The sequence below is a fragment of the Vibrio sp. V38_P2S17PM301 genome, from assembly GCF_009904845.1.
GTDB classification, from domain to species: domain Bacteria; phylum Pseudomonadota; class Gammaproteobacteria; order Enterobacterales; family Vibrionaceae; genus Vibrio; species Vibrio proteolyticus.
In genome coordinates this window covers 23,435-39,026 of sequence record NZ_WXWO01000024.1, presented here as the reverse complement: position 1 = coordinate 39,026, position 15,592 = coordinate 23,435, and the positions used below count along the sequence as shown (strand labels likewise).

General features: G+C 44.7%; 17 protein-coding genes. 10 read left to right on the top strand and 7 right to left on the bottom strand.

The features are described from left to right. Positions 1 to 567 precede the first annotated feature (567 nt). Positions 568 to 1,203, top strand: coding sequence for a hypothetical protein (locus CAG64_RS05045; protein ID WP_161489283.1), 636 nt, complete (start codon positions 568 to 570; stop codon positions 1,201 to 1,203). A 255-nt stretch (positions 1,204 to 1,458) separates the two neighbouring features. Beyond that, complete coding sequence (locus tag CAG64_RS05040) at positions 1,459 to 2,115, top strand: hypothetical protein (protein WP_161489282.1); 657 nt, start codon at positions 1,459 to 1,461, stop codon at positions 2,113 to 2,115. Positions 2,116 to 2,393: 278 nt separating this feature from the next. On the opposite strand, the gene CAG64_RS05035 is transcribed toward CAG64_RS05040, so the two are convergent. The 5 genes from CAG64_RS05035 to CAG64_RS23965 all read right to left on the bottom strand — a co-directional run bounded on the left by CAG64_RS05035 (position 2,394) and on the right by CAG64_RS23965 (position 4,863). Further along, positions 2,394 to 2,672 carry a hypothetical protein gene (locus tag CAG64_RS05035; protein WP_161489281.1) on the bottom strand — a complete coding sequence of 93 codons (279 nt, stop codon included), beginning with the start codon at positions 2,670 to 2,672 and terminating at the stop codon, positions 2,394 to 2,396. Between the two features lie 555 nt (positions 2,673 to 3,227). Beyond that, complete coding sequence (locus tag CAG64_RS05030) at positions 3,228 to 3,869, bottom strand: hypothetical protein (RefSeq protein ID WP_202601088.1); 642 nt, start codon at positions 3,867 to 3,869, stop codon at positions 3,228 to 3,230. Between the two features lie 64 nt (positions 3,870 to 3,933). Beyond that, positions 3,934 to 4,236, bottom strand: coding sequence for a heavy-metal-associated domain-containing protein (locus tag CAG64_RS05025; RefSeq protein ID WP_161488548.1), 303 nt, complete (start codon positions 4,234 to 4,236; stop codon positions 3,934 to 3,936). 11 nt (positions 4,237 to 4,247) lie between these two features. Further along, positions 4,248 to 4,637, bottom strand: a complete 390-nt coding sequence (locus CAG64_RS05020) for a hypothetical protein (RefSeq protein WP_161488549.1) — start codon at positions 4,635 to 4,637, stop codon at positions 4,248 to 4,250. Next, complete coding sequence (locus CAG64_RS23965) at positions 4,627 to 4,863, bottom strand: GDCCVxC domain-containing (seleno)protein (protein ID WP_272924759.1); 237 nt, start codon at positions 4,861 to 4,863, stop codon at positions 4,627 to 4,629. Before CAG64_RS23965 ends, CAG64_RS05020 begins: the two co-directional genes overlap by 11 nt. 78 nt (positions 4,864 to 4,941) lie before the next feature. Here CAG64_RS23965 and CAG64_RS05015 point away from each other — a divergent pair, with 78 nt between their 5' ends. After that, positions 4,942 to 5,325: a MerR family DNA-binding protein gene (locus tag CAG64_RS05015; RefSeq protein WP_161488550.1), complete on the top strand. Its 384-nt coding sequence runs from the start codon at positions 4,942 to 4,944 to the stop codon at positions 5,323 to 5,325. Between the two features lie 134 nt (positions 5,326 to 5,459). Here CAG64_RS05015 and CAG64_RS05010 read toward each other — a convergent pair whose 3' ends face one another. Beyond that, positions 5,460 to 5,912 (bottom strand): DUF3850 domain-containing protein, encoded by a 453-nt coding sequence (locus tag CAG64_RS05010; RefSeq protein WP_161488551.1) that lies wholly within the window; start codon positions 5,910 to 5,912, stop codon positions 5,460 to 5,462. A gap of 367 nt (positions 5,913 to 6,279) precedes the next feature. Here CAG64_RS05010 and CAG64_RS05005 point away from each other — a divergent pair, with 367 nt between their 5' ends. The 6 genes from CAG64_RS05005 to CAG64_RS04980 all read left to right on the top strand — a co-directional run bounded on the left by CAG64_RS05005 (position 6,280) and on the right by CAG64_RS04980 (position 12,402). Beyond that, a complete protein-coding gene (locus CAG64_RS05005) occupies positions 6,280 to 6,969 on the top strand; it encodes a helix-turn-helix domain-containing protein (protein ID WP_161448505.1) in 690 nt (229 codons plus the stop codon). 223 nt (positions 6,970 to 7,192) lie between these two features. Further along, complete coding sequence (locus tag CAG64_RS05000; protein WP_161448509.1) at positions 7,193 to 8,215, top strand: sensor histidine kinase; 1,023 nt, start codon at positions 7,193 to 7,195, stop codon at positions 8,213 to 8,215. A 2-nt stretch (positions 8,216 to 8,217) separates the two neighbouring features. After that, the gene (locus CAG64_RS04995) at positions 8,218 to 8,916 is read left to right on the top strand and encodes a response regulator (protein WP_161448503.1); all 699 of its coding nucleotides are present in this window, start codon (positions 8,218 to 8,220) and stop codon (positions 8,914 to 8,916) included. Continuing rightward, positions 8,909 to 10,369, top strand: a complete 1,461-nt coding sequence (locus CAG64_RS04990; protein ID WP_337247433.1) for a TrkH family potassium uptake protein — start codon at positions 8,909 to 8,911, stop codon at positions 10,367 to 10,369. The genes CAG64_RS04995 and CAG64_RS04990 overlap by 8 nt, the downstream gene beginning before the upstream one ends. Before the next feature lie 13 nt (positions 10,370 to 10,382). Then, complete coding sequence (locus CAG64_RS04985) at positions 10,383 to 11,036, top strand: potassium channel family protein (RefSeq protein ID WP_161448501.1); 654 nt, start codon at positions 10,383 to 10,385, stop codon at positions 11,034 to 11,036. Position 11,037: 1 nt separating this feature from the next. Then, positions 11,038 to 12,402, top strand: coding sequence for a TrkH family potassium uptake protein (locus tag CAG64_RS04980; protein WP_161448499.1), 1,365 nt, complete (start codon positions 11,038 to 11,040; stop codon positions 12,400 to 12,402). Between the two features lie 452 nt (positions 12,403 to 12,854). Here the strand turns inward: CAG64_RS04980 and CAG64_RS04975 are convergent, their stop codons facing one another. Beyond that, positions 12,855 to 14,294: a sucrose-specific PTS transporter subunit IIBC gene (locus CAG64_RS04975; protein ID WP_161448497.1), complete on the bottom strand. Its 1,440-nt coding sequence runs from the start codon at positions 14,292 to 14,294 to the stop codon at positions 12,855 to 12,857. 306 nt (positions 14,295 to 14,600) lie between these two features. Between CAG64_RS04975 and CAG64_RS04970 the strand changes: the two genes are divergently transcribed. Beyond that, positions 14,601 to 15,587 (top strand): LacI family DNA-binding transcriptional regulator, encoded by a 987-nt coding sequence (locus CAG64_RS04970; RefSeq protein ID WP_161448495.1) that lies wholly within the window; start codon positions 14,601 to 14,603, stop codon positions 15,585 to 15,587. Positions 15,588 to 15,592 lie beyond the last annotated feature (5 nt).

The window sequence follows — 15,592 nt, the reverse complement described above, 5'->3', positions numbered from 1 at the left end:
TAAGTGTTCTTCAGTGAATACAGTGTTTCATCAAAGAATTGTATTTTTGTTCTGACTAACCCTTGATAGTGCAGACCTGCCATAAGAAAACTAGCCATTGCAATAACGGCTGCGAGTATCAGCATCAGCTTTGTTAGCAAGTAGTGATATTTAGATAAAGAACTCTTTGGCATTCCAACATTCTCATTATTTTTAATCGCGCGATGCTATCTCAAGTCCTCGAACAATCATGTTGATATCAATCACGTTTGTACGCATAACTTCGTCTTGTAAATGAGATCTGGTGTTTATGGTTTATTCGGTTTGCGATGCGTTTCAAATATTTACGTGTACGGTTTTTACTGTTTTAACTATGCCTCTTGTTTCGTATTATCGTGTCTTTCAGTTTAGTATAAAAAGAGAACGCTTGTTAACTGAGGTGGTAGAAGCTGTATTTTCACAAGAATGGTTCAGAAAATGGCATGTTTTTAGTGTTTTTTCTGCTTATATACGAGATCTGTTTATAGGAGGACCAAGGTACGACACCAACTTTGAATTTATTTGGCAGTATTGAATTTGGAGGTTTATATGAATCATTGGAAAGTCATTTGGGAGGCCTACCACAAGCAGGCTACTACTCGAAATTTGTTTAGAAGTGTCATTATAAGCTGTAGCAACTGGGAAAGAGCTGTAATAGCGATTTCTGCAACGTTCTTCCTCTACGGGGTCATCTCACTTTACTGGTTCCCAAATATATCCTTTTGGCCAATCGGGATCAGTGAGCTCGTTTTAGTCTTATTTCTTAGTCGAATGAAGAAGCGTCTTATTTTGCGAGAGTTTGGTGATCTTTCACACCATGTAGTCCCTCATAACGATGAAGTTCATCAAACAAGTCGTTACTTGATGTTTAAGCAGAAACTCCAGGAGCGCTCGATTACTAGCAACCAAGTGTCAGACTGCATGGAGCTATTAGACTTACAGATAGATATTGCTGACTCTAGTGGTGTTTTACGTAAGAGCTTTGGCAGTTTTGTTGGGGGGGTATTCCTGGGGTTAATTACGACGCTAGGCAGAAAGCTTGAAACGACAGAGCTAATTCAAACTGCGTTGACTGCCGCTGTCGCATTTTTCCTCATATACTTGGTGTTATACATAATCCCTTCAAAGTTGGAGAAGCTTAAAGAGATGAAGTATTTCATGCTTCTCTACAACCGAGAGTATTAAAACTTATAAAAACGTAAACGGAGTGCTTTCAATGAAGATACGTGGCGTGAAGTTTGCCGCATTGTTTCCCTCTTAACAATGGCTGTAGTTAGTACATACTTTCGTCATTACTCTTTAGTGTATTTACATTAGGATTGTCTTATGTGTTTGTGGGAATAGCGAATTTTATTAGATGTACAGCGCGAAGAATATATGAATTTGGTTGAATTATGAGCTAATATGCATGTATCGACATGGGTAAAGGAAGATTTAACAATGACTGACATTATCATCGAGATATTGAGAGCAATCATGGTTGGAGGGATCATTATTTCTTTTCTCAAAGCTCAACATGCTAAAGAGTTAAGCAAAATTAGTGGTTGGTGGGCGATTATTTCCGGGTTTGTCTTAATCTTCTTTGGAACGTTGATTGATATCACTGATAACTTTGAGGAATTAAACCAGTTTCTAATTATAGGTGACACTCCCGTTCAAGCATTTTTGGAAAAAGTTGTTGGTTATCTTATGGGGTTCTTAATGTTAGCCGTAGGTATTAAACAATGGCTGCCGAAGGTCATTGAACAAGGGGAGATGGCCCGAAATAAACATAAACTTGAAGTGCAAGAAGAACGAGTAAAGGTGCTGCGTGCTACGATGAGGACAGTTCATGATATAGTAAATAACTTCTTGAATAATTTACAGCTGTTTCAAATGGAGGCGAGAGAGAAAAATGCTTTGTCTCCCGAATCATTCGTGTTGATGGAATCTATCATCGAAGATACATCTATTAAGCTTAAGAAGCTGGGAGATCTTAACTCAACACCTGAGATACAGATGGCTAGTGGCACTGGCATTGACTATGAGAAAGCTTCTACACAAGATAGTGACCTTATTAATGATATGGTTAAAGCGAATCAGCAACAGCTCGGATGAAGTGGTGATAATCATCTAAATTCTCTTTATTTCCAAAAGTGATTTATAAATGACTAAGGTGTTATTGACGTTTGGAATCTGCTATCGTAATTGAAAAATACGATTAAGCGATAAGGTAATAGATACCGAGATTAATTATCAGCGACATTATTGATGAGATCCTATATGTCTCGTAACTTATGTTGACTTGTTGATTCAGAGAGAGTCATTCCAAAAAATGTGAAAATAATAAGTGAGAACGAATCAAAGCTTACGTATACATGTATATCATACAATGCTTATTGTTCATTAGTATTGTATAGTTCTTTATGTTCTATGATGATTTCTTTAATTTCTTTCACAATAGATATATTTCGATCATAAAGGCTATCACCGAGTAATATTATATGTTGCGCTATGTCTTCAACAAGGCTTTCGCTCACTCCAGAAATAATGAATCCACTTTGGATTTGTCTCTTTTCGTAAAGGATTTTAGCTAGTAAGTTTAACTCACAGTCTGTAGCAGTTGCAGTACAACTATTTCTTTGTAAGTAGTTTTCCCAAAGCCACATGATCAAGTAATCTTCTTTGGACTCTAATTCCCTAGTCGACTTAGTCTTCATACCAACGTTATGTATCATAAACTTTTTTAAACTGAGTGTAGTTATAATATTAATTATAGATGTATAAATCAACTAATGTTGGCTCATTAATCAATATTTAATGGTACGCGTTACTGCTTACTTTCGAATCTAAATAGAGTACATCGCTTATTGATGTTAAATGGAAGCAGTCTTGGATTCTTACATGTTGAAGTTGATTTCCTCCCAATCTCCTCTAAACTTTGTAGTATTGATTTACGCAACACTCCTAGTTTAAGTCGAAATATTTGCCCCATAGAATGCCTTCTGATGTAGGGGCTTTTTTCATATCATATGCAGCTCGACAACATACTCTGTTTATATACGCTATTTTAGCGCGTGAAAGCAGTAAAAAGAGCCTTGTGGCGTTTATAAGGTGTAGTTACTAGGAATTAGTAACCGTTACATGGTGACGATATATAGTGTATAGATTTGCTTCCAGTATTGTAGAACGCTACGTAAATCGTTTTTAGAACGTACGGGCTAACATATTTAGAAGTGGAATCTCGTACTCAATATATAACGCCAGTCGGCGGATTTGTTCAATTCCTTGATGAGTCCTCCTTCAATGACCCATTCTTTGTGAACCCACTGTAACCCAGTAGTGATTTGATGTACGGTGCCTGTATCCTCATTCCAACGACCATTGAACTCCAATACGCTGTTCAACTCGGGTGGCAATCCCCATTCGGGGCGTTCGTCAGGTGCTAGCCTATATTGCCAGGAAATATCATAGCGGCCGCTGTCAGGGCGATGTTGCAGACCAGCCTGATAGAGCGCATCCAGATCCCATTCATGACGTCCCTGAAAGTAGGTCATCACAAAGCCAGCCTGCAATGCCGCATCCCGGTTACTTTCTGTCGGAACAATGGCGCCACCTAACAACCCGAGCCGACGGGTCCCGGATAGACTATCGTGTTGCCACACAATATGCCGAAACAGAACGGATACATCATCTTGCCGGTCCGGACCATCAGGCGACAATCGATAGGGCAGGCCCAGTAAAATGGCCTGGTTTGCACTCAATCCGTAGGCGGCGTTCGCCAGCAGGACATCGGTACCGTCATTGTGTTCGTAAGCAAAACGGATCACAGACCCACCTTTTTCAATGGGCAGCGCGACGAATGATCGCAATCCCATCCCGCAGGCCAGGGGCACCATGCCTAACAGGCCACTTAAGCTCAAGAGGGCAAAAAGGTTATTCTTTACCATCATCACTCCGGGCTGTCACATTAACGGGGGTAAAACCGGCATCCCGAATGGCTTGTTTAATGGCTTCAATGTCCAGTGTATCACCGTCTGTTTTCAGGAGGACCTTGTTGTTTTTCAAGCTGATCTGAACCTGAGTTATCGAAGGCATCGCCGTTAGCCTGCGATCCAAACTGTTGACACAGAAAGCGCAAGTCATGCCGTGTACCTCAACCTCAAACGTCTTTGCAAATGTGACCGGAGCCACCATTGTCACTATGGACAACAGAATCAACATCAATCGTCGTTTCATGTGTCATCCTCCTACCAAAACGTTTGCCGAACAGGCAGCAGTATATAACTGAAGAAAAAACCTACCCCCCAGATGCTGACGCTGACCCAGAAAATCCACCGGTTCAAACGTTTGGTCTTCTTGCAGAGTGAGGCCAATGCCGGATCGGTGGGGCATGCCTGATTGGGGCGCCAGATCATCCAGGCCAGAAGCAACAGTAATAGTGCCGAGAGGCTGAGCGTCCAGAGCTTGTGTTCGGCGAGAAATAACAAACCGGGAATATGGTAGTTCAGACTGGCCATTGCGGCCCCAAACCCTAAAGACACCATCAGGACGGGAAGGGCGCAACACAGCAAAGTGCTACTGGATAAGAACAGAGTCAGCCATCGCAGCCAGGGTTTATCGGAGACATTATTGATCACAGTAATCTCCTTCTGTAGAGCCGGACATACCTTGACGTTGGATGGGGGGACAAGGCACGGAACCGTAGGAACAGAAGACGCAGCAGTCATGGGGTTTTGGTTTCAGTAACACATGACATTTCGAGCACTCGTGAAACCACTGGCAGACATCCTGAGGCATGGTGAGTATTTCTTTGTATCCACATACCGGGCAGGTCAGTTCAGATTTTCCTATAATAGTGTGCATCAATGATCACCACGTATGGCTAACTAATATAGGGCATTATAGGACCTATAGTTACTATAGGTTCAAGATGAAAATGAGATGACTTCACCACAATTTTCGATTGGTCAGATTGCTGATCGGGCAGAAAAAATCGGACTGATGCCCGATCCGCCGCGAACTGAAGGAGGTCATCGCATGTATGCTTTGTCGCATGTCAAAAGACTTAACTTCATTCGGCGCAGTCGTGAGTTGGGGTTTAGTATCGTGCAAATCAAAGAGTTGCTGACATTCATCGATGAACCTAACCATTATTGCGGCGAGGTAAAAGCTGTAGCGATGCTCCAGGCTAGAGCTATTCAACAGAAAATAGACGATTTGGAAAGGCTGAAACAGGCCTTGAACAGTATGGTCAGCCAGTGTAAAGGGGCTAGTATATCTATTGATTCTTGTCCGATTATTGATGCGCTCTACGTTGACAAGTAAATTTGTTCAGGAGAGGCATCCAATGTTCTCATACGTTTTTATTTAATTTTACGTCGCGAGAGTCTGTTGAATACGTATTCCGATTTGTGCTTTGTCAGGAAATCAAAATAAGGAAACTACGATGATTTTCTCACTTACGATTCAATAATCGGGAACTTCTTTAGAAAGTGATTGGCTTCATCTATCCAGCTCCGGCCCGACTGTACTGTACGCTGTGCCTGGTTGGCGACGCTTCCGGCTGTTTTGATGAACGGATAAGATGTTTCTGTGCAATCGCAATGTTCCTCCAGTCGGTCACGAAGATAGCCGATGAGACGAATCCCCTGCGAAGGTGTTGTGTTTGCTAATGACAAAACACACCATTCGTCTGTAAATCCCAGCAAATTGCTCGGTTGGATATGGGTGATAGATGATTGCATTACCTGTCCGGTGCCTTTACCGCTCCCGTCGACTTCCCGTAGGATAAGTACATCACCAACTGTGTATTGATGAACATTGAGGCACACATGATGTGTTTTGCGCCCGGCCAGAATTTCGGTGAAATCGACAGATTGAATATCGACTTCATGGGAAACGAGTTCACTCATGCCCAAGCCTCCATGAGCGCTTGATATTGTCACTTCTTAATAGTTGGAGTAACCAACTAGAATAGACAGATATTCCATCAAACAACAAGATATCTTTGGTATGCTGCAACAGGAGTTGAATACAGAAATGACAGCAAAATTGTCGTCGGAACCTAGTTTTTGAGATACAGGATGCATCAATGTCTATTTGATTCTTCGCCATGAATGGTATCCTTACGCGTTGGTTTCGCGCACTTTTCCTAATTTATGCGCTATTTTGTTGAATACGTACAGTGTGAGTCCTCAGATGAATTTAGTCAATGTTTTTTACCAATTCTCATGACTTTATTGTTGCTTTTTGAGTTTACTCGCACTAATTGGACGGTACATGAGTAAGAAAATCCTTATTTTTGACTATTTAAAAGGTCATGACTTCACTTCAAATTTGAGAGACCTAACCCATTGTGCTTCCTTTGGTGAAATGGCTACGTTATTTGATGTGCCAAAAACCACTTTTAGCACTTGGAATACTCACAATCGAACATCTCATGAACTGGTGGTCCGTACTCATCTACGTACTGGCATTCCAGTTCACCAGCTCATATTACCTTCGGATTTTCCGCTGGAAAAGTTGCACCACTCGTTTACTCGTAACACATCTTCTAGTCATGAGGTGATTGCTGAAACGTCAAATAGCTACAACTCAGAGATGGAAGCGCAAATGACGATGGCTACATCAGAAGCTATCGTTACTCTTCCCAGCTACAGCCTGAGCAATGGGAAATTAGTCAGTACAGGAACACTTCCTTATGCCAAACGTATTTTTCAATCATGGAACCTGAATGCTGCATCTACGATTGAAGTTGAAAATTATGAAGGACGATTTCTAATTGACAAGGGGCAGAACGACGCAGTCAGCGGTGATTACCTGATAGATATGAACGGACGTTTGTCTATTAACGCCATTCAGCGGTTACCGAACAAGCTCTCTGTTATGTTTGGTAACACTAGCCTTGAAGTGAACGATGATGAAATCAAAGTTATTGGTAGAGTTGCAGTTAGTTTAAAAAAACAGTAACCAGAGTCTCTAAGTGGCTGAACAGAGCTGCTTGGATTCAACCATCCGTAATCTTATCCCTAAACCAATAAATCGAGGAAGTTACGATGCTATTTGTGACTTCCTCTGATTGGATATAACGCCTCTAGATTTCGCCATTTTTTTACGCTTTTTTTACGCGAACCCTGATTCCGCATCTGATAGAGTCGCTGTTAAGATTTTCTTTCAAATGACTTATATGGCAATGAGTTGGCTACAGAAGCGTTATATTTTATCAGCATCGGTGTTTGTTCTTGCACTTGTCGTATCTTTAGGACTTGATCACTGGTTAGGCTCAACCATTGCGGTGTTGCTGATACTCCAGCTTTCTATCGTTGTGATTGCCCTTCAATGTCACTCACGAATAGCTTATGTGGCTGCGATTGCCGAAGCCGTCAGTTTCAACTTTCTCTTTACCACGCCTCGATATTCGCTTCAGATGTTCCACTTAGATGACATCATCAACTTACTTGTTTTTATTGTGGTTGCCTTTACTACCAGCCAGCTAGCTGAGCGATATCGACGCCAACAAAATGCGCTAGAACAAGTGCAACTGCGCCACCAAATTTTGCTCTCTGTATCTCATGACTTGAGAACCCCGCTCGCGGGGATTATAGGCAATCTCACCACTTTCAAAGAATATCAGACGCAACTGAAAGCCAAAGAAAAGGATGAACTGCTCGACAGTGCCATCAAAGAAAGCCATCGCTTACACCAATACATAGAGAACCTTTTGCAAGCGACGAAATTGCAGCACGGCGTGGTTCGTATCCAGAAGCAACAAGAATCCATAGTACACATTGTAAAAAGCGTCACTGGCCGTTTCTCTTCATCCACCACAAGTATTGAGGTGGTCGTCAATGAGGCGGTTTCATCGGTTGAAGTCAGCCGGGCTTTGTTAGAGCAAGCGTTATTTAATGTCTTGGACAATGCGTTGCGCTATTCCCTTAAAGATAAACAGGTCAGCGTGACAATTTATCAGAATCAGCAAAATGTGGTGATTGATGTCTACAACCAAGGCCAATCACTGCAACCCGATGAAGCAGAACGAATGTTCGAGCTGTTTTATTCAGGCAAGGAAAAAAGAAGTGACGATTCTGGCTCTGGTCTTGGATTGAGTGTGGCTAAAGGCGTGGTCTCAGCCCATCAAGGCCATATCGAATGTGTAGAAGTACAACAAGGTTGTTTGATTCGGATTTCGCTGCCAAGCAGTCAACAAGGAGAGTAGTAGTGAACTACAAAATACTGGTGGTGGATGATGAGCCTCAAATCCAAACTTTTATGCGCATTTCTTTGGCGGCTGAAGGCTTTGATTACGTGGGAGCTGACTCGTTAGCGACGGCAAAAGTGCAATTTGAGCGTGTTCAGCCGCATGTGGTGGTGCTCGACTTGGGATTGCCTGATGGCGATGGTATTGAGTTCCTATCGATGATCCGTCAGTCAAGTAAAACCCCCGTGCTCATCCTAACGGCACGCGACCAAGAAGAAGAGAAGATCCGCTTGCTTGAAGCGGGAGCTAACGACTATCTCTGTAAGCCGTTTGGCATTAAAGAACTTATCGTACGGATTAAGGTACTGCTGCGAGACTTGGTCAGTGACCATTTTAGTGAGGATATCGTTACTTTCAGTGCACTCAAGTTACAAAAAAGTACCCATCAATGCTGGCTGTACGATACCGAAGTCATTCTGACCAAAAAGGAGTTTGCGTTTCTTGAAATGCTCATGATTACACCTGGGCAACTTGTGAAGCAAACGGATTTATTGAGAGAGGTTTGGGGTGAAAGTCATACCGACGATACCCACTATCTTCGCGTACTGGTTAGTCAGTTGCGCAAAAAACTCAACGACAGTGCAGACGAACAACAGCTCATTAAAACCGAATCAGGGATTGGCTACCGTTTAGTTTCGATGGAGCCACTTCGTGATTAATCTTAAGAACACCGTTCGACTCTTGGTCATGCCCATGCTTTGGATGGGTATTGTACAAGGTTCATTTGGCTTGTTGTCGCTGTTTGTATTTCAAGACCATATATCAGGTGACTTTTTCTCTCCTTCGGCGTTGATGATGTTCAGTGCCTTTTTGTTGTCCGTTCTATTGCGAAAAAGTGAACTGCACAAAGTCACCTTTCGAGATGCGTTAATTTTTGCCAGCTTAACCTGGGTTTTAACGGGTTTTTTAGGGGCGCTACCCATTCATTTGGTCACAGACGTGAGCATGACTGATGCGGTATTTGAGTCTATCAGCGCCTTAACCACCACGGGTGCCACCATCCTGGCTGGCTTGGACGAAATGCCGAAATCTTTTCTCTTGTATCGTCAATTTCTTCAGTGGATGGGTGGGTTAGGCGTGGTGATTTTTGTTGTTGCGGTACTGCCCATGCTCAATGTCGGAGGAATGCGACTGCTTAAGGCAGAAACGCCTGGACCGATTAAAGATGACAAGCTTTCGCCCCGTATTAATAAGACAGCACATTATCTCTGGGGTGTGTATTTGGCGATTACCGTTGCGTGTGCGTTGGCTTACTATCTTGCAGGGATGTCAGCCTACGATGCTATTGCGCACAGTTTTACCACAGTTTCAACGGGTGGGTTCTCGACGCATGATGCCAGTATGTGGCATTTTGAAAGTCACCTTATCCTTATGCTATCCAATATTTTCATGATGTTGGGCGCGATCAGTTTTGGTCTTCATTTTCGTGTGTTTCGAAATGGCTTTGCAGGGCTGCGTCTTTATGCCTCTGATGAAGAGTCGAGAGTGTTTATCCTTACCGCGATAGCGCTCTCCTTTGTTTTGGGCTGGTACATTTTTAGCCATTCTGCCTACGACGATTTTCTTACCTCACTGAGTTTTGCTATGTTCAGCGTCGTCTCATTTATGACCAGTACAGGATTTGGGGCAGCGGATTTGGGCAGTTGGCCTGCGGCAAGCGCACTCTTCTTGGTGTTTTGTGCCTATCTTGGTGGTTGCTCAGGTTCAACCGCAGGGGGCAATAAATTTGTGCGCGATATCATTACGTTCAAAGTGATTCGACGAGAAATTCGTCAGCTTAGTCATCCCAGAGCCATTTTGCCTATCCGTTATCAAGGGCGAGTTGTAACCTCTGATGTGACCAATGCTGTGATGGCTTTTATGTCTCTGGCGGCGCTGACCACCGTGGTATTCACTTTGATGATGATGGCAACGGGACTGGACTTTTGGTCGTCCTTTACCGCAGTAGTGGCGTGTATCAATGTGCTTGGCCCTGGTTTTGGCGTGGTAGCAAGCAATTTTCAACCTGTTTCTGATACAGGCATCTGGATATTAAATCTGGCAATGATCCTTGGCCGACTGGAATACTTCACGGTGTTAGCCATGTTATTGCCACACTTTTGGAAAAAATAGTAAAGGTATTGTCATGGCACATTTTACGGTCATTGGACTTGGACGTTTTGGTATCGCGGCCAGTCTTGAACTGATCCATCTCGGACACACTGTGACGGGCGTTGATCGCGACCCAAAAATTGTTGAGAAATATGTCGAGGAGTTAACGCAAGCCATTATTTGTGACTCCACCGATGAGAATGCGCTGCGTGAATTAGATCTTGGCAACAGTGAAGCGGTATTGATCGCGATTGGGGAAGACATGCAGTCAAGTTTGCTTTGCACTTTGGCATTGAAAAATCTCGGTGTTAAAGAAATTTGGGTTAAGGCCAGTACCAAAGCACATCACACCATAGTGTCGAAACTTGGCGTTCAACGTATTATTCACCCTGAAGAGGAAATGGGCGTGCGTGTCGCTCAGGCACTAAACTACCCTATGGTGAATAACTACTTGTCCTTAGGTCATGGCTTGTATGTGGTTGAAATTCACATCAGAGTATCGTTACACGACACTCCGATTGGACAAATTCTTGGTGATGCCAAAGGCAGTGTGCAAACGGTTCTCATCAAACGTGAACAAGACGTGCTCAATCAGATTGGTCATGATTTTGTCTTGAAAGCGAATGATATCATTCTGTTGTGCGGCACTCGCGCTGAGCTAAAATACCTCGCTCCAAGGTTGGTGTGACATGGTATTGTGGCACCCCTCTATCACGCCGATAGAACGTAAACCCAAGTCAGGAAAAAAAATAGTGGGTGCGCCGCCACTAATTTTAAGTGGCAGCTTTTTACTGCTTATCCTGCTGGGTACGGCATTACTCAAACTGCCTATTGCGGCTCATGAGCCTATCACTTGGATACAGAGTTTGTTCACGGCTACCTCAGCCGTTACGGTAACAGGGCTAGTGGTGGTTGATACAGGCACACAGTTCACTTTATTTGGGCAAGTTGTCATCGCTTTACTGATTCAATGTGGTGGCCTCGGACTCATGACCTTTGCCATTGTGACCTTGATTGCTTTGGGAGGGAAAATCGGCTTTTTAGAGCGTACCGTCGCAAGAGAAGCATTTAATCAAACCGACTCCTCAACGCTTGTTGCGACCGCTAAATCCGTGCTGATGTTTGCTCTGACCGTCGAACTGGTTGGGATGACCATACTCACCTGGTATTGGAGCGATGAGCTTGGCTGGGCAACCAGTTTATTTCACGGTTTTTTCTATACCATCAGTGCGTTTAATAATGCAGGGTTTGCCTTAAGTGCTGATAGCTTAATGCCTTATGTGGATGACCCCGTCGTTAACCTGACGATTACAGGACTATTTATCATTGGCGGGTTAGGCTTTTCGGTTTGGATGGATTTAAAGCGAAACCGTCGGTGGTCAAAGCTGACGGTTTATAGCCGCATGATGATAACGGGAACCGTGCTTATCAATGCCGTGGCAGTGATAGCCATCTACCTAATCGAGCGTGATAACCCCAACACCTTAGCGCCACTCAGCGAACTCGGTAAGTGGCTGGCTTCTTGGTTTCAGGCGGTAACCCCAAGAACCGCAGGCTTTAATACACTTGCGATTGACCAACTCGAAGATGCCACCACCGCGATTATTCTGGTGTTGATGTTTATTGGTGGCGGCTCTTTAAGTACCGCAAGCGGCATCAAAGTCGTGACCTTTATGGTGTTGATTTTATCGACTTACGCTTACTTACGTCGTGATGAGCAAATCCATGTGTTTAAACGTGAAATTGCAAAAGACACGATCAGTAAAGCCCTTGCATTGACGATGATTTCGGTTGTGGTGACGTGGTTAGCCATCTTCGCATTACTCTTGACGGAAAGTGCCCCGATGTTAGATGTCGTGTTTGAAGCGGTTTCTGCATTAGGTACTGTGGGGTTATCTCGTGGCTTAACTGGTCAGCTCTCCGAATCGGGTGAACTGATTATCATCTTTATGATGTATATGGGGAGATTGGGACCATTAACCTTGGCGTACTTTTTAGCCAGTCCACGCCAGAAAAAGCTGCGTTTTTCGGAGACAAAATTAGCCATTGGATGAGTTGTCAAGGCTAACACAAGGAAGTGGGCGCGGGTTTCACGAATGAGTATCTAGAGCTAGGTTGCCAACCACGCTGAGACAATGAATCTTAATAACCATTATTCGAGAATGAGTATGTATTATTACTAGTATCTTTAAAGAAGAATGTTTTGAGCTAAATTCAATTGTCCAAAAGTCGTAGTTTTTGAGCTGAGTGGTTTTCGTTGTGCCGTTAGATGCTGGAAACTGGCTTAGTGGCAGGGTGAAATGGAGATGTTGGACGTGTGACCTAGAAGCTATTGTTATCCACTAGTCAGCTTAGTTCTTTGAATTAAGAACTAAGTTTCTAGATATTGGTATTCCATCGGTAAAAGTTAGGGACATGCAACGTTTATTGGTGCGAATGAAAAAACATAAGGTTAACCACTGCCCACAAACGGAGTGAGCAATGGTTAGTGCCAACTGGATAGTACTTATGCTGCCGTGCTAAGGCTTTGTTTTGTTTTTTCGCGCATGCCCAACATTAGCGTCAGACCAAACGCAACCGCAAATGAAATCACCATTCCTACCACGTAGTAACCAATTTTCTCCGGGTTGATGGAGATGATGCCTGGCAGACCTGCTGCACCCAATGCATGGGCTTTAACGTTAAACAGAGTAATGAAAGCACTGGCAATCGCAGAGCCTGTGATGGCGGCAATGAACGGGTAACGCAGTTTCAGGTTCACACCAAACATCGCCGGCTCCGTAATACCCAGCAGTGCGGTAATGCCGGAGGGGATCGCAATTCCTTTGAGCTTGATGTCTTTGGTGGTAAAGCCAACTGCCAGCGCTGCGGCGCCTTGTGCCACGTTGGACATGGCCGCGATCGGGAAAATGAAGGTTCCACCGGTGGTTGCGATATCCGCCAGCAACTGAGTTTCAATCGCGATGAAGCTGTGGTGCATACCGGTAATCACGAACGGAGCATAGATAAAACCAAACAGCGCGCCGCCAATAAAGCCGGCTGAATCGTACAGCCAGTTGAGGCCGTCACCCAGCATAAAGCCGACATCACGTGTGATTGGGCCAACTAAGGTGAACGTCAGGAAACCGGTGATGAAAATCGCCAGCATCGGTGTCAGCAGGTTATCAAGTACCGATGGAATCACTTTGCGCAGGCCGAGCTCAATTTTGGCTAAAATGAAGGCCGAAACCAGCACTGGCAGAACCGAGCCTTGATAGCCCACCTTCTGAATTTCCAGCCCGAGAATGTTCCACGTCGGTACGGTGTCAGCCACGGTCGCGCTACCAAAGCCCCAACCGTTAAGCAAATCCGGGTGAACCATCAGCATACCCAGTGCCGCGCCAAGGAACGGGTTTCCGCCAAACTTGCGTGATGCAGAGAAAGCCAGCAGAACGGGTAAGTAAACAAACGGGGCGTTGGCGAAAGTGTTGATCATGCTGGCCAAATCCGCTAGGCCGGGGTTGGCATCAATCAGCGATAGACCATCAATAAACAAGCCTTTGGCGGTCAGTACGTTGAACAGACCCATGAGCAGACCACCCGCGACGATGGCCGGAATGATAGGTACGAAAATATCGGATAAGCCTTTAACTGCGCGTTGCACGATATTCTGCTTTTGCGCACCGGCGCTGGCGACGTCGTTGGTCGACATATCGGCCATGCCGGTCAGCTTCGCCATTTCGGCATACACCTGATTGACAATACCTGAGCCAAAAATGATCTGGTATTGGCCCGCGACCTTGAACTGGCCTTTGACGCCATCCAGCGTTTCGATTGCGCTTTCATCAATCTGTGATTCATCTTTCACTGCCAGACGTAGCCGTGTTGCGCAGTGTGCCAGCGCCTGGATGTTGGCTTTGCCACCCAAGTGCTCGAGAAGTTGTTTTGCTATGACTGGATAGTCCATAACTCACCCCGGTTCTTGTTACTTGTCAGTATACCCGTCTTGTTTGAAGTTGCGTGGTTTAGGCCGCTTCAATGTGTCTGGGTTTAGTTGTTTACTGCTTTATGATTATATTTTTGGGAACGTTTGCAATGGCGATTTTTGTCAATTAATCCCTAACGGTCAAAAGATCGTGGTAAATTCTGTGAGAATGATCGCCAAAAGCAAGATAGAGAAACAACAAAACAAGGGTAAAATCACGCTAATGCCGGGATTGAAGTCGGGCATTTCTGCAATCAATCCCACTTGGAACGTAAAATAGGATGCTTTATGGCAAGTTTGTATGACGTCGCCAGACTGGCTGGCGTGTCAAAGTCGACGGTCTCTCGCGTAATTAATGATGAATACGGCGTAAAAGAGTCTACGAAAATCAAAGTGTTAAAGGCAGTTTCTGAGTGTGGCTACGTGGTTAACCAGGTGGCGAAAGATCTAAAATCGCAGAGAACCAACCTGATTGGTGTGATTGTGCCACGGGTATCGTCCCATGCGACCGCCCAAGGCGTGGATGGATTGACGGCGATCTTCGAGCAGGCCGGGAAGCATGTATTACTCGCCAATACTCATCAGGTTCATGCTAAAGAAATCGAATATATTAAAATATTTAACCAAAAGCGTGTCGAAGGAATCGTATTTTACGCTACGCATCTTGACGCGCCGCTTGTCAAAGCGATTCAACAATCGGCGGTACCGGTGGTGCTGGTGGGACAGGATGGCTCGCTGCATAACATTCCGAGTGTGGTGCACGATGATACACGCGTTGGCTTTGAAGCGGGCAACCGCTTGGTGCAAGCGGGCTGCGAACAGATCGGGTTTATCGGCGTGCAGAGTGACGACATTGCGGTGGATGCCCAACGTTCACAAGGCTTGGAGCAGGCGTTGGCGTTCCACAATAAACCGCTGCTGTTTCATGTGCGTGGCGACTTTTCGATTGAATCCGGCTATCGTTTGGCCAAAGAACAGATCAAAACGTATCCGCAAATGGATGGCCTGTTTTGTGCGACCGACCGTTTGGCCGTCGGCGCGATCAAAGCGCTGCAGGAAGCTGGCGTGAAGGTTGGTGAACAGGTGAAACTACTCGGAGTCGGCAATGACGAACTGGCCTATGTCAGCACACCTTCGTTATCGACCTTCAATTATGCCTTTGATAAAGCAGGAGAAAACGCAGCAAAAATGCTGCTGGAGCGCATTGCCGGGCGCGGTCAGGAGATGAGCAAAGTCGTGCTCACTTTCCAGAATGTGCCACGCGAAACCTGCTAAATCTT